The sequence below is a fragment of the Undibacterium sp. TJN25 genome (assembly GCF_049339885.1).
Classification (GTDB): domain Bacteria; phylum Pseudomonadota; class Gammaproteobacteria; order Burkholderiales; family Burkholderiaceae_D; genus Undibacterium.
The window spans coordinates 233,328-246,512 of sequence record NZ_JBMPPM010000008.1; the positions used below are offsets into that span (position 1 = coordinate 233,328).

The 13,185-nt window shown below is 58.8% G+C and carries 11 protein-coding genes and 1 riboswitch; of the genes, 9 read left to right on the forward strand and 2 right to left on the reverse strand.

What is annotated here, in order from left to right:
• Positions 1 to 35: 35 nt before the first annotated feature.
• Both ACO0LO_RS20675 and ACO0LO_RS20680 read right to left on the reverse strand, forming a co-directional pair.
• Complete coding sequence (locus tag ACO0LO_RS20675; protein WP_422966930.1) at positions 36 to 242, reverse strand: DUF6726 family protein; 207 nt, start codon at positions 240 to 242, stop codon at positions 36 to 38.
• A 303-nt stretch (positions 243 to 545) separates the two neighbouring features.
• Positions 546 to 1,883 carry an MFS transporter gene (locus ACO0LO_RS20680; RefSeq protein ID WP_422966932.1) on the reverse strand — a complete coding sequence of 446 codons (1,338 nt, stop codon included), beginning with the start codon at positions 1,881 to 1,883 and terminating at the stop codon, positions 546 to 548.
• 143 nt (positions 1,884 to 2,026) lie between these two features.
• On the opposite strand from ACO0LO_RS20680, the gene cyoA reads away from it, so the two are divergent.
• From cyoA to ACO0LO_RS20725, 9 genes are all read left to right on the forward strand, one after another.
• Positions 2,027 to 2,965 carry a ubiquinol oxidase subunit II gene (gene cyoA / locus ACO0LO_RS20685; RefSeq protein ID WP_422966933.1) on the forward strand — a complete coding sequence of 313 codons (939 nt, stop codon included), beginning with the start codon at positions 2,027 to 2,029 and terminating at the stop codon, positions 2,963 to 2,965.
• Positions 2,966 to 3,052: 87 nt separating this feature from the next.
• Positions 3,053 to 5,056: a cytochrome o ubiquinol oxidase subunit I gene (gene cyoB / locus ACO0LO_RS20690; RefSeq protein WP_422966935.1), complete on the forward strand. Its 2,004-nt coding sequence runs from the start codon at positions 3,053 to 3,055 to the stop codon at positions 5,054 to 5,056.
• The gene (cyoC, locus tag ACO0LO_RS20695; protein WP_422966937.1) at positions 5,049 to 5,681 is read left to right on the forward strand and encodes a cytochrome o ubiquinol oxidase subunit III; all 633 of its coding nucleotides are present in this window, start codon (positions 5,049 to 5,051) and stop codon (positions 5,679 to 5,681) included. Before cyoB ends, cyoC begins: the two co-directional genes overlap by 8 nt.
• Positions 5,678 to 6,211 carry a cytochrome o ubiquinol oxidase subunit IV gene (gene cyoD / locus ACO0LO_RS20700; protein WP_422966938.1) on the forward strand — a complete coding sequence of 178 codons (534 nt, stop codon included), beginning with the start codon at positions 5,678 to 5,680 and terminating at the stop codon, positions 6,209 to 6,211. Before cyoC ends, cyoD begins: the two co-directional genes overlap by 4 nt.
• Positions 6,208 to 7,056: an SURF1 family protein gene (locus tag ACO0LO_RS20705; protein WP_422966940.1), complete on the forward strand. Its 849-nt coding sequence runs from the start codon at positions 6,208 to 6,210 to the stop codon at positions 7,054 to 7,056. The genes cyoD and ACO0LO_RS20705 overlap by 4 nt, the downstream gene beginning before the upstream one ends.
• Positions 7,057 to 7,136: 80 nt before the next feature.
• Positions 7,137 to 8,468, forward strand: coding sequence for an ATP-binding protein (locus ACO0LO_RS20710; RefSeq protein WP_422967046.1), 1,332 nt, complete (start codon positions 7,137 to 7,139; stop codon positions 8,466 to 8,468).
• A complete protein-coding gene (locus ACO0LO_RS20715) occupies positions 8,458 to 8,994 on the forward strand; it encodes a response regulator transcription factor (RefSeq protein WP_422966942.1) in 537 nt (178 codons plus the stop codon). Before ACO0LO_RS20710 ends, ACO0LO_RS20715 begins: the two co-directional genes overlap by 11 nt.
• A 244-nt stretch (positions 8,995 to 9,238) precedes the next feature.
• Positions 9,239 to 9,325: riboswitch (cyclic di-GMP riboswitch) on the forward strand.
• 77 nt (positions 9,326 to 9,402) lie between these two features.
• Positions 9,403 to 11,814, forward strand: coding sequence for a putative Ig domain-containing protein (locus ACO0LO_RS20720; protein ID WP_422966944.1), 2,412 nt, complete (start codon positions 9,403 to 9,405; stop codon positions 11,812 to 11,814).
• Between the two features lie 385 nt (positions 11,815 to 12,199).
• Positions 12,200 to 13,174, forward strand: a complete 975-nt coding sequence (locus tag ACO0LO_RS20725; RefSeq protein ID WP_422966946.1) for a diguanylate cyclase domain-containing protein — start codon at positions 12,200 to 12,202, stop codon at positions 13,172 to 13,174.
• Positions 13,175 to 13,185: the final 11 nt, after the last annotated feature.

A 13,185-nucleotide genomic window follows, 5' to 3' on the forward strand; every position in this document is an offset into this window, starting at 1 on the left:
ATTTTTCTCGGTTTTTGGCAGCAGCCGGGCCAATACTAAGGATCAATGATCGCAGCACACGCATCGGTAGGCAGCGCCGCCACATGCCCAACCACGGGCACCATCTTGATGGCCGCGGAAGTGATCCTGCAAGGCGCGGCGACCACGCCGCAGCCAGTCATGGCGAACGTTGCCAGGACGATTGCCAGAGCCCCGGCGATTCTCGATTGCTTGCGCCATTTTGGCGTTTGATTGTCATTCATGTGCGTTATTAAACTTTGTTTTCCTGAGTATCCTGAACGGGAACTGCTATGTTGCGTTGACACGTCCGCCGCTTTTAATTTTCATGATACCGAATTTTCCCAGCTGCAACGCTGTTTTAGGCCCGCCGTTTTGTATCGTTTTACATGATTGTTGTATTCGTCTTTCTGTATGGTACATGCTCGAATTGCATTCTTTTGTATGGAAGATAAGAGCAGTTCAGGGGGCTGCGCTCAGGATTTGTATTGCAGAGATAAAAAAACGAGCCTTAAAGACTCGTTTTTGAGAGGGGGAATGCGGCAATTTCAGTCGCGAATTTCCAGTGCCCGGTTTAGGCTCAGTGCGGCCAGTGAGCACGCTGCGCCCGATAGCAGGTAAAGGCTGACATAAGCGAGGCCGAAATGCGCGGAAAGGCCGAGCGCCACCAGCGGCGCAAAGCCTGCGCCCACCAGCCAGGCCAGATCGGATGTCAGCGCGGCACCTGTGTAGCGGTATTTGGCTGGGAAGTTTGCCGTGACTGCGCCTGCCGCCTGACCATAAGACAGGCCAAGCAGGCTGAAGCCAAGCAGGATGAAGATATTCTGGCCCAATTCTCCGCCATCCATCAGCAAAGGCACCAGCGCACTAAGCAGTGCGATCAGCATTGCCAGCGTGCCCAGCGTGCGGCGCCGGCCGTAGCGGTCCGCAATCAGGCCGGAGGCGACAACGCCAACTGCCATCAGTGCGGCGCCGGCAACCTGGATGACCAGGAAACCGCTGAGCGAGCGTGGCGAATACAGCGTGATCCAGGATAGCGGGAAGACCGTTACCAGATGGAACAAGGCATAGCTGGCCAGCGCTGCCAGCGCGCCTATCAGCAGGTTGCGACCCTGCGAGCCAACCATTTCGACCACATTGGTCGGTTCCAGCTCACGCTCGTCGAGCAGGCGCGCATATTCATTGGTGGACACCAGGCGCAGCCGCGCAAAGAGCGCGACGACGTTGATCGCAAACGCGACATAGAAAGGATAGCGCCAGCCCCAGTCCAGGAAATCTTCGGTGGTCAGGTTGGACAGCAGGTAGGCAAACAGGCTGCCAGCGATCATGAAGCCCACCGGCGCACCCAGCTGGCCCAGCATTGCATACCAGCCCCTGCGCTTGTGCGGTGCGTTCAGCGCGAGCAGGGATGGCAGCCCGTCCCACGAGCCGCCGAGGGCAATGCCCTGGCCTATGCGCAGGAAAGCGAGCAAGACGATGGACGCAGGCCCCAGGTGGGCAAAGGTCGGCAGGAAGGCCATGCCGGCGGTGGAAATGCCCAGCATGAACAGCGCCAGCGTCAATTTGATTTCTCGGCCGAAACGTTGCTGGATCGCCATAAACGCCACGGTGCCGAAAGGCCTTGCAAGGAAAGCAAATGAAAAAATGACAAATGCATACAGCGTTCCTTCCAGCCTTTGTTCAAAAGGAAAGAACACTGATGGAAATACCAGTACCGAGGCGATTGCGTAAACGAAGAAATCGAAATATTCTGAAGCGCGGCCTATCACCACGCCGATGGCAATCTCTCCGGGGGCAATTGACGCGTGGTCGGTTTTGGTATTGCGCGATGGTTGCGCGGGGAAGGAGCCTGGCAGATCGCTGGCTTGGCTGTGTGTGGTAGTCATATTGTCGTCTCGCTATGGATTCGGTCGCTGAGCGTTGTCGGCCCTACAATGTGACTGAGGGGGTGGGACAAAACGTCCAATCGCCAAGGTTTACCTGTAGGGGTACATTAGCATATTTTGATGTTTCGACAGGATTTTTCCGTATGGTTCCTCACATAGCCCGTCGCACTCTCTTCGCCGCGCCCGCCATTTTGCTGGCAGGCTGCAATACGGTTGTGATGAATCCTTCGGGAGACATCGCGGCCCAGCAGGGCCACCTGATCGTCGTTTCCACGTTGCTGATGCTGCTGATCATCGTCCCGGTGATCGCGCTGACGATCCTGTTTGCGTGGCGCTATCGCAAAAACAACAAGACTGCCAAGTACGAACCCGACTGGGATCACTCTACCCAGCTTGAGCTGGTGATCTGGGGCGCGCCGCTGCTGATCATCATCGCACTCGGCCTGCTGACCTGGATAAGCACCCATACGCTGGACCCGTACCGGCCGCTGTCGCGGCTGGATGCGGCACGGCCCATCCCTGCCGGCGCCAAGCCGCTGGTGGTGGAGGTCGTGGCGCTGGACTGGAAGTGGCTGTTCATCTATCCCGAACTCGGCATTGCCACGGTCAACGAGCTGGCTGCCCCCGTGGATGTGCCCATCCGCTTCAAGATCACAGCGTCCACAGTGATGAATTCTTTCTTCATTCCCGCTCTGGCCGGCCAGATCTATGCGATGCCGGGCATGGAAACGCCGTTAAATGCGGTGATCAACCGTCCCGGCGAATTCGAAGGTTTCTCCGCCAACTATAGCGGCGCCGGCTTTTCCGACATGCGCTTCAAGTTCCATGGCATGAGCGCAGAAAACTTTGAGCGCTGGGTACAGGCGACCAAGGCCGGAGGCGGCACGCTGGCCCGCAGCGATTACGTGCAGCTGGAAAAACCCAGCGTGCGTGAAGCGGTGCGACGCTTTGGCACGGTGGACGCCGATCTGTATCACGCCATCGTCAATCGCTGCGTCGATCCGAAACAGGCCTGTATGGACAAGATCATGATGACCGACACCAATGTCAAAGCCGGTTCGGCCCCGCAGCACCATGAATAAAACTCAGCAAGCAGCCCAGGCAATGCGCCTCTCTGCAGATACCGGCGCGGCATTTGCCGCGGCCTTCTTTTTCCCCGGAAAGTAACGATGCCCGATCATATCGACCTGACGAAGCTGATCTTCGGCCGCCTCACGTGGGAAGCGATTCCCTATCACGAACCCATCCTGTTATGGACCTTCATTGCGGTAGCAATAGGCGGCGTGGCAGTGCTGGCCGCCATCACGCGCTTCCGCCTGTGGGGCATCCTGTGGCGTGACTGGTTCACGAGCATAGACCACAAGCGCATCGGCATCATGTATGTCATTTTCGGCCTGGTGATGCTGTTGCGCGGCTTTGCCGATGCGCTGATGATGCGTGCCCAGCAGGCTTTCGCTTTCGGCGACTCGGCCGGTTTCCTGCCGCCGCACCATTACGACCAGATTTTTACCGCGCACGGCGTGATCATGATCTTCTTCGTGGCCATGCCGCTGGTGACGGGGCTGATGAACTATGTCGTACCGCTGCAGATAGGCGCGCGCGACGTGGCTTTCCCTTTCCTGAATAACTTCAGCTTCTGGATGACCTGCTTCGGCGGCATGCTGGTAATGTTGTCGCTGTTCGTCGGCGAATTCGCGCGCACCGGCTGGCTGGCCTATCCGCCTTTATCCGGCATACTCGCCAGCCCTGACGTGGGGGTGGACTACTATATCTGGTCGCTGCAGATTGCCGGTGTGGGCACGCTGCTGTCGGGTATCAACCTGATCGCCACCATCGTCAAGATGCGCGCGCCCGGCATGACGATGATGAAGATGCCCGTGTTTACATGGACCGCGCTGTGCACCAACGTGCTGATCGTTGCCGCTTTCCCGGTGCTGACAGCCGTACTCGGCATGCTGTCGCTGGACCGCCTGGCAGGCACGAACTTCTTCACCAACGATATGGGCGGCAATTCCATGATGTACATCAACCTGATCTGGATCTGGGGCCATCCGGAAGTGTATATTCTGGTGTTGCCGGCGTTCGGCATTTTCTCCGAGGTCGTGTCCACATTCTGCAGCAAGCGCCTGTTCGGCTATACATCGATGGTGTATGCGACGGTTGTCATTACCATTCTGTCTTACCTGGTCTGGCTGCATCACTTCTTCACGATGGGGTCCGGCGCCAGCGTCAACTCCTTCTTCGGCATCACGACGATGATCATTTCGATACCGACCGGCGCCAAGATCTTCAACTGGCTGTTTACGATGTACCGCGGCCGCATCCGTTTTGAACTGCCGATGCTGTGGACCATAGGCTTCATGATTACCTTCGTCATCGGCGGCATGACGGGCGTGCTGCTGGCGGTGCCGCCGGCCGATTTCGTGCTGCATAACAGTCTGTTCCTGATCGCCCACTTCCATAATGTGATCATCGGCGGTGTGTTGTTCGGCATGTTCGCCGGCATCAACTACTGGTTTCCTAAAGCTTTCGGCTACAAGCTGGACACTTACTGGGGTAAATGGTCGTTTTGGCTGTGGACCATCGGCTTCTATGTCGCCTTCATGCCGCTGTATGTGCTTGGCCTGATGGGCGTCACCCGCCGCCTCAGCCATTTTGAAGATCCGTCGCTGCAAATCTGGTTCCAGATCGCTGCTTTCGGCGCTGTGCTGGTCGCGCTGGGCATTGCCGCTTTCATCATCCAGCTGGTGGTGAGCTTTATTCGCCGCGAATCGCTGCGCGACACCACAGGCGACCCATGGGGCGCCCGCACGCTGGAATGGTCTACTTCTTCGCCGCCGCCGGCCTATAACTTTGCCTTCACGCCGCGCGTGCATGACAACGACGCCTGGGCCGACATGAAGAGCAACGGCTATACCCGCCCGCTGCAAGGCTTTAACGATATCCATATGCCGAAGAATACCGGCGCAGGCTTTATCATCGCCGCCCTCAGCGCGGTCTGCGGCTTTGCACTGATCTGGCAAATGTGGCTGCTGGCCGGCCTCGGCTTTGCGGGCATGCTGGCTGCGGTGATCATCCATACTTTCAACTACAACCGCGATTACTACATCCATGCAGACGAAGTCGTCCGCACTGAAGATGAACGCACACGCTTGCTGGGTAGCCATGTCTGACATTATTTCTTCTTCCTCCGGCGCGGCTGCCGTGCCGAGCTCGCGCTATTACGTGCATGAGCATCATCCCGAGAACGGCACGCTGCTCGGGTTCTGGCTCTACCTGATGAGCGATTGCCTGATTTTCGCCTGCCTTTTCGCCACCTATGCAGTGCTGGGCCGCAGCTATGCGGAAGGCCCGACCGGCGCCGAACTGTTCGACCTGCCGCTGGTGGCGCTGAATACCTCGTTGCTGCTGCTGTCTTCCATCACCTACGGTTTTGCGATGCTGGAAATGCAGCGCCAGCGCCTGCGCAGCACGATGGTGTGGCTGGCGGTAACGGGACTGCTGGGCGCCTGTTTCATCGGCTTCGAATTGTATGAATTCATTCACCTGATCCATGAGGGTGCAGGTCCGCAGCGCAGCGGTTTCCTGACCTCGTTCTTCTCGCTGGTTGGTACGCACGGCTTGCACGTCAGCTTCGGCATTGTCTGGCTCGTCACCTTGATGTTCCAGTTGCGCCGCCATGGCCTGAGTGCAGAAAACCGCCGCCGGCTGATGTGCCTGTCCATGTTCTGGCATTTCCTGGACGTGGTCTGGATCGGCGTCTTTACCTTTGTCTACCTGATGGGAGTCCTGCCATGAGCGAGCATCAACAACATCCGGCGCACGGCGGCGGCCATGACAGCCAAGAAGATCACCATGGCCACCATGGGCACATGGAAGCAGACCACGGCAGCCTGAAAAGCTATACCACCGGATTTATACTGGCGGTGATCCTGACGGCGATTCCGTTCTGGCTGGTAATGGGCAAGGTGTTCGACAAGTCCAGCACCACGGGCCTGGTTCTGCTGGCCTTTGCGGCCGTACAGGTTGTGGTCCACATGATCTATTTCCTGCACATGAACACCCGCTCCGAAGGCGGCTGGACCATGCTGGCGCTGTTGTTTACGGCAATGCTGGTCTTTATCATGCTCAGCGGTTCACTATGGGTGATGTACCACCTGAACCACAACATGATGCCGGGCATGATGCCGGACGATATGGGCAACATGCCGCAGATGCAAAATATGCAGAACATGCAAGGCCACGATATGCAGAATATGCAGAACATGCAGGGTATAACACCGGAGCATGACATGAAAAACATGCAAAAAATGAACAGTATGCCATGAACCCGGCTCCGCGCGGAACGGCGGCAGACGGCCAGCTTGCTGCCGATGCTGTAGCCGCGCATCAGGACGACATTCCTCGTTCCCGTTCTGCCGCATCCAGGTATGCCTTGGCCGTTTGCGCGCTCCTGTTGTTCGCGACCTTCGCGGCCCTCGGCACCTGGCAGGTCCAGCGGCTGTACTGGAAATTGGACCTGATCGCCAGGGTGGAACAAAGGGTGCACGCGCCCGCTGTCATTCCGCCCGCCAGAGACCACTGGACTTTAATCACCTCCGAATCCGACGAATACCGGCACATACGCCTGGCAGGCGTGTTTCTCCCGCAATTCAGCGCCAAGGTACAGGCGTCCACGGTGCTGGGCAGCGGTTGGTGGCTGCTGACCCCGATGCGTCTGGAGGACGGTAGCACGGTGCTGGTCAATCGCGGTTTCGTGCCTGCCCGGGCGGATGACTGGAACGGGCATGCTCCTTTGCCGTCCGTTGCGGAAAAGCAGCAGACTGCCACCGTAACGGGCTTGCTGCGCATCAGCGAGCCGGGCGGAGGTTTTCTGCGGCATAACGATCCTGCCGCCGGGCGCTGGTATTCGCGCGATGTGCAGGCAATCGCCGCGGCACGGGGATTGTCAGACGTGGCGCCGTATTTTGTCGATGCCGACGCGGATGGAGAATCCGGCAGCAAGGGCGCAGAACCCGCTGCCGATCACCCGGTCGGCGGCCTGACGGTTGTCAGCTTTCATAACAGCCATTTGGTATATGCTCTCACCTGGTATGCGCTGGCCCTGATGGTTGCTGGCGCTTTTATATGGGTAGCGCGCCAGGAGAAAAATCTTTCGGGACGCGACCGCTAGGGACGAAGACGGGCAAGGCGGGAATGACGGAAATCAAAGACATCACTGAAAACCACGCAGGCACCTACAACAAGGACGGCATGAAGGAAAGACCGGCAGAACCGGCGAGCCTGGAAAACGCCGCCGGTCACAACAACATGTTGCAGCTGATCCAGTTGCGCTGGATCGCCGTGGTCGGGCAGATCACGACAATTGCCGTCGTCACGCTGGGCCTGGGCATCCAGCTGCGGCTGCCGCACATGCTGGAAGTGCTGGCTTGCCTGATCGCCTTCAACATCGGCAGCCACCTGCGCTGGCACGAGCGCCGCGTGGTCGCTAACGATGAACTGTTTTTTGCGCTGCTGGTGGACGTAGGCATACTGACGCTCCAGTTGTACCTTAGCGGCGGAACGACCAACCCGTTTGCATTTTTATACCTGATGCACGTCATCCTCGGCGCCGTGCTGCTGGAGGCCTGGTCCACCTGGACCATCGTCGGCATCACCTGCGCCTGCCTGGCGGGCCTGTCGCTGTTTTCCGAACCGCTGGTCTTGCCGTATGACGATGGCGACGGTCTGTCCAGCCTGTATGTCGAAGGCATGATCATCTGTTTCGTGCTCAATGCCGCGCTGCTGGTCATTTTCATTACCCGTATCGAGGGCAACCACAGGGCCGCCGACGCGCAGCTTGCAGACTTGCGCCAGCGCGCGGTAGAAGAAGAGCATATCGTCAGGATGGGCTTGCTGGCCTCCGGCGCTGCACATGAGCTTGGCACGCCGCTGGCCACGCTGTCGGTGATCCTGGGCGACTGGAAGCGCATGCCCGAATTCAGCAGGAATGCCGATCTGCTGGAAGAAATCGGTGAAATGCAGGCACAGCTGCAGCGTTGCAAATCCATTGTTAGCGGCATCCTGCTGTCGGCCGGAGAAGCGCGCGGCGAGTCTTCGGTAAAGACCAGCATCAACGTGTTTCTGGACGACCTGGTAAGGGATTGGCGGTCATCGCGGCCGATAGGCGAATTCGAATATGACAACCGGATAGGCCAGGACGTGCCCGTCGTTTTTGATACGGCTTTGAAGCAGATGATCTGCAATGTGCTGGACAATGCGCTGGAAGCATCCCCGGCATGGCTACGGCTGGAGGTCGTGCGCGAAGCCGATTCCCTGATCCTGCTGGTCACCGACCGCGGCCCAGGTTTTGTGCCGGCGATGCTGCCGCATCTGGGCAAGCCTTACCAATCCAGCAAGGGGCGGCCCGGCGGCGGCCTGGGCCTGTTCTTTGTGGTCAATGTCGCGCGCAAGCTAGGCGGCACCGTCACAGCCGGCAACCGCAGCGAAGGCGGGGCGCAGGTGCAGCTGACGCTGCCGCTGGCCGCCATCCGCCTCGAAGACGATAAAGACAGGGCGCAGATTGAGGTGCAGCATGCAGGCTGAGCGTTTGCTACTGATCGTGGAAGACGATGCGGCGTTCGCCCGCACGCTCAGCCGCTCGTTCGAGCGCCGCGGCTATACGGTGCTGCTGGCCGCGAATCCAGAGGATGTCGCCGCGCTGCTGCTATTGCATAAACCCGGCTACGCCGTGGTGGACCTGAAGCTGGAAGGAAATACCTCCGGCCTGACATGCGTCAAGATGCTGCACCAGCATGACGCCGCCATGCTGATCGTCGTGCTGACGGGTTTTGCCAGCATTGCCACGGCAGTGGAAGCCGTCAAGCTCGGGGCCTGCCAGTATCTTGCCAAGCCTTCCAATACCGATGACATTGAAGCGGCCTTCGGCCATGTGGCCGGCAATGCCGATGTTGAACTGAGCAATCGTTCGACGTCGATCAAGACGCTGGAATGGGAGCGCATCCATGAGATGCTGGTGGAGACTGACTTTAATATTTCCGAGACCGCGCGTCGCCTTGGCATGCATAGGCGAACGCTGGCGCGCAAGCTGGAAAAGCAGCGCATCAAGTAAACAGGCAAAACCACTTTGACAATGCGGTGCTAAAAAATAAAGGAAAAAATAGCGGATTCGCAATTAGTTAATTTTTTCATTTCACTTGTATTGACGGCTTGGCACGACATCGAAAACTGTCACAATTTTTACGCAGCGGATACAACATTATTTAACGTTTCCGGCTTTCTTTCGGTATCTTTGCTGCTACACTCGTTTTCCAGTAGACCGGCATGACGCCGGCCTGCATTCGATATTGTTGTATTAGCACAGAGGGCAAACCCGTTGAAAAGCGGGGACGCAAAGCTACCGGCCTACAGCGCGCAAGCGCCAGGGCAGCGGAGTTGCCAATGTTCCGTGACCCTGCATCATTGCAGACCAGTGAACCTTGTTCAGCGTGGCCCTCGCCCAATCCGGAGCGTCGTTGCCATGAAAAAGCCATCCACCCAATTTACCTCCACCTCTTTGACGGCACTGCTGCTGTCAGCCAGCGCATCGGTATTGCTGAGCGCCTGCGGCGGCAGCAGCGATGCGCCGTCCAGCCATGCCGCGGTAGAAGCGCAGGCGCTGGTCGCCACCGGAACGACAACGCTGCAATTGGGCGGCGATGCAACTCTTCCGGACTCGGTTGCGAATCAGCAGGCGCAACCCGCATTCCACGTTGCACCCGTGTTGCTGGATACGCCGGATGACGCCGATGTGGGCGGCGCCGCGGTGTCGGCGCACATGGAGCCGAGAAGGCAGGCGGTGCCGGCTGAATTCCAGGCGCTTTCCACGCGTGCGCTGACGGTAAGGACATTGCAGTCTGCCCGGGCCGCACAGGAATTGCGCTCTTCCCGCGGCCAGGCTGCCGCTGAAGACGGCAACGCCGCGCCGATGGCAAACAGCAAAGTCGTCTCCACCTATACCCCGGCCCAGATCCGCGCCGCGTACGGCCTGCCGGCCTTGCCTGTCGCGGGAGCTGCGCTCAGCGCTGCGCAGGCTGCACAACTGGGCGCCGGCCAGACGATCTATATCGTGGACGCGATGCATGATCCGAATGCCGTTGCAGAGCTGGCAACTTTCAACCAGAAATTCGGCCTGCCTGCCTGTACGGTAAAAACCATTTCTACCGGCGCCAGCCTGCCGCTGGCTGCCGCTTCGGCGAGCAGCTGTGAATTGTCCGTTGTCTTCAGCACCTCCAGCGGCACAATGATGGCTTCTGCACCAGCCTACGATTCCGGCTGGGCAACTGAAATAGCGCTGGATGTGCAATGGGCGCATGCGACAGCGCCGCTGGCGCGTATCGTGCTGATCGAAGCGGCGGATGCCTCGCTGACCAACCTGCTGGGCGGCGTCAAGCTGGCAAATGCAATGGGCCCCGGCATTGTGTCGATGAGTTTCGGCTCGCAAGAAGGCAGCTGGACCGCCTCCAGCGATTCGGCTTTTTCTGCCGCCAACATGACTTATCTGGCGTCAACCGGCGATTCCGGCTATTCGGTGCAATGGCCTGCGGTTTCAACCAAGGTGCTGGCAGTGGGCGGCACGACGCTGACCTACTCGGGCAGCGGCCCACGTTCGGAAACCAGCTGGTCGGGCACGGGCGGCGGTGTCAGCGCCTATACCGCTGCACCCAGCTACCAGACCAATGCGGTGCCGGGCATGGGATCCGTCACACGCCGCAATGTCGCCGATGTCTCCTTTAATGCCGACCCCAGCACAGGCCAGTACCTTGCCGTCATGTCTTCCGGCAGCTCTACCGTCAACTGGCTAAGCGCCGGCGGCACCAGCCTGTCCACGCCGCAGTGGGCCGGCCTGATTGCAATCGCAAACGCCACGCGCGCGCTGACGGCAAAGGCAGCGCTGGGCGTTCCTCACGCTGTTTTGTATGGACAGATTTCGACGGTACCCGGCACCTATGCCGCGGCCTTTGCCGACGTGACTACCGGATCGGACGGCACCTGTTCCGGCTGCACCGCGAAAACCGGCTATGACACATTGACCGGACTGGGCACACCCAATGCCGCCAGCCTGCTCAGCTCACTGACGGGTGCATCCGCCGTTGCTGCCGCTCCGGTGGTAACGCCGGCGAGCATCAGCGGCAAAGTCGGCACCTCGCTGACTTTCACTGTATCAGCCACCGGACCTAATCCGCTGACCTATTCCTTGAGCGGCGCGCCTGCGGGCATGACGATCAGCAGCACCGGCGGCGTGAACTGGCCTGTGCCGTCAGCAGGCACGTATTCTGTTACCGTGATCGCCAAAGACAGCAAGACCGGATTGAGCGGCCAGGGCGTGTATACCGTCACCATATCCTCCGTCAGTGCACCGGTGCTTGCGGGCGCCAGCATTACCGGCAAGGCAGGAACTGCGCTGTCGTTCAATGTCAACGCTGTATCGTCTGATCCCCTGACTTATTCGCTGAGCGGCGCACCCGTCGGCATGACTATCGGCAGTACCGGCACCGTAAGCTGGCCGTCGCCGGTAGCCGGCAGCTATACGGTGACCGCTGTCGCCAAGGATGCAAAAATCGGCACAAGCGGGCAGGGAACGTATAAGATCACGATTGCAGCAGCGACGACGGTGCTTCCTTCGGGGCCGGTATTGAATATTCCGGTAATGAACGGCGTGGCCGGCAAGGCGCTGACAGGCACGATAGGTATTTCGGATCCCGGTGCCTCTTCACTGCAGATTAGCATTTCCGGCGCGCCCATGGGAATGAGCTTTTCCATGAGCGGCATGAACGTCATTGCCAGCTGGCCTTCCGCGGTGACAGGCAGTTATACGCTGAAGCTCACCGTGGTTGACTCCGCCGGCCGCACTGCGCAAGCCAATGTGCCGGTGACGGTCAATGCAAAGTGAGCTGTGGCCGAATTAGCCGGGAAGGAAAGCAAGAGACATAGTTTATTATTGTCTAATGCTTAATTTTTACGGATGTGAGTAGCTTAAGCGCCCGCGCAAGCGGGCGTTTTGCTATTTGGCGTTCCGTACAGCAGTCTGCGGCGCGACAAAATACAACAAGCGGTAAATCGCCATTTCCCCACTATGCTGAATACTTGCAAATGCGCCTGATTGGTTGCAGAATCACCGTGGAATAAATAATGCCCTGAAACAAGTAGTATGAAGCAGTACTGGATTACACCATTTCCTTCCTATTCGGCTGCCTTTGTCGCGATTCTGTTCCTGCATCAGCGTTTCCGGCATGCTTCGTGTAAAAAACTGACGTCCATCCTATGCGGAGCAAAGAATGCCTGACAACGAGCCTGGCCTCGCGACCATCCTGATTGTTGACGACAATCCGGACATCATCCGGCTATTGTCGTCCTTGCTGGCCGACAAGGCTGAAATCCTGTTTGCCACCAACGGCCAGGCAGGCATCACCATTGCTAAGAAACGGCGCCCCGACCTGATACTGCTAGATATACAAATGCCGGAAATGGACGGCTTTGCCGTATGCCGTGCGCTGAAGTCGGATCCGGATACCCGCGACGGCAGCATCATTTTCGTGACGGCCGGCGATGACGATGCATCGGAGCTGATGGCGCTTGAAGCCGGCGCCGTGGACTTTATTGCCAAACCGCTCAGGCCTGCCATTGTGCGGGCGCGCGTGGAAACCCATCTGACCTTGCAGCGCCAGGCCAGGGAAATGAAAAAGCTGGCACACAGGGATGGCCTGACGGGCATCTTCAACCGCCGCTATTTCGATGAACAGATCTCCACCGAGGTGATGCGCCACCGGCGCCAGAATCTTCCGCTGGGCCTGATGCTGGTCGATGTTGACCACTTCAAGATGTATAACGATACAGTGGGACACCTGGAAGGCGATGCCTGCCTGCAGAAAGTGGCGGCCACACTCAGCGCAGCGGCAAGGCGCCCCGCCGAAATAGTCGCGCGTTACGGTGGTGAGGAATTCGCCATCATCCTGCCGGGTTCAGATATGCCGGACACAGAAAAATTCGGCGACTGGGTGCTGCAGAACATCCGGGAGCTGGCGTTGCCACATCCGAATTCGCCTACTTCTACGGCCGTCACGATCAGTGCCGGCCTGGTTTCCTGCATTCCCGATCCGCACCTGACGCCCGAACTGATGATCGCCCGTGCCGACCAGGCGCTGTACAAGGCAAAATCGCAGGGCAGGAACCGGTTTCAGACATATCATGTGCCGGAGCCGCGCGTGGACAGGCCGCACGCCGTGCCGGCCGGGTCATTTGCCAGTCCATAAGCCGACGTCAA

What these genes read in the sequence shown, in the direction of transcription:
- ACO0LO_RS20675 (WP_422966930.1), bottom strand. Translation starts at nt 242, where the DNA reads ATGAATGACAATCAAACGCCAAAATGGCGCAAGCAATCGAGAATCGCC.
- ACO0LO_RS20680 (WP_422966932.1), bottom strand. Translation starts at nt 1,883, where the DNA reads ATGACTACCACACACAGCCAAGCCAGCGATCTGCCAGGCTCCTTCCCC.
- cyoA (WP_422966933.1), top strand. Translation starts at nt 2,027, where the DNA reads ATGGTTCCTCACATAGCCCGTCGCACTCTCTTCGCCGCGCCCGCCATT.
- cyoB (WP_422966935.1), top strand. Translation starts at nt 3,053, where the DNA reads ATGCCCGATCATATCGACCTGACGAAGCTGATCTTCGGCCGCCTCACG.
- cyoC (WP_422966937.1), top strand. Translation starts at nt 5,049, where the DNA reads ATGTCTGACATTATTTCTTCTTCCTCCGGCGCGGCTGCCGTGCCGAGC.
- cyoD (WP_422966938.1), top strand. Translation starts at nt 5,678, where the DNA reads ATGAGCGAGCATCAACAACATCCGGCGCACGGCGGCGGCCATGACAGC.
- ACO0LO_RS20705 (WP_422966940.1), top strand. Translation starts at nt 6,208, where the DNA reads ATGAACCCGGCTCCGCGCGGAACGGCGGCAGACGGCCAGCTTGCTGCC.
- ACO0LO_RS20710 (WP_422967046.1), top strand. Translation starts at nt 7,137, where the DNA reads ATGAAGGAAAGACCGGCAGAACCGGCGAGCCTGGAAAACGCCGCCGGT.
- ACO0LO_RS20715 (WP_422966942.1), top strand. Translation starts at nt 8,458, where the DNA reads ATGCAGGCTGAGCGTTTGCTACTGATCGTGGAAGACGATGCGGCGTTC.
- ACO0LO_RS20720 (WP_422966944.1), top strand. Translation starts at nt 9,403, where the DNA reads ATGAAAAAGCCATCCACCCAATTTACCTCCACCTCTTTGACGGCACTG.
- ACO0LO_RS20725 (WP_422966946.1), top strand. Translation starts at nt 12,200, where the DNA reads ATGCCTGACAACGAGCCTGGCCTCGCGACCATCCTGATTGTTGACGAC.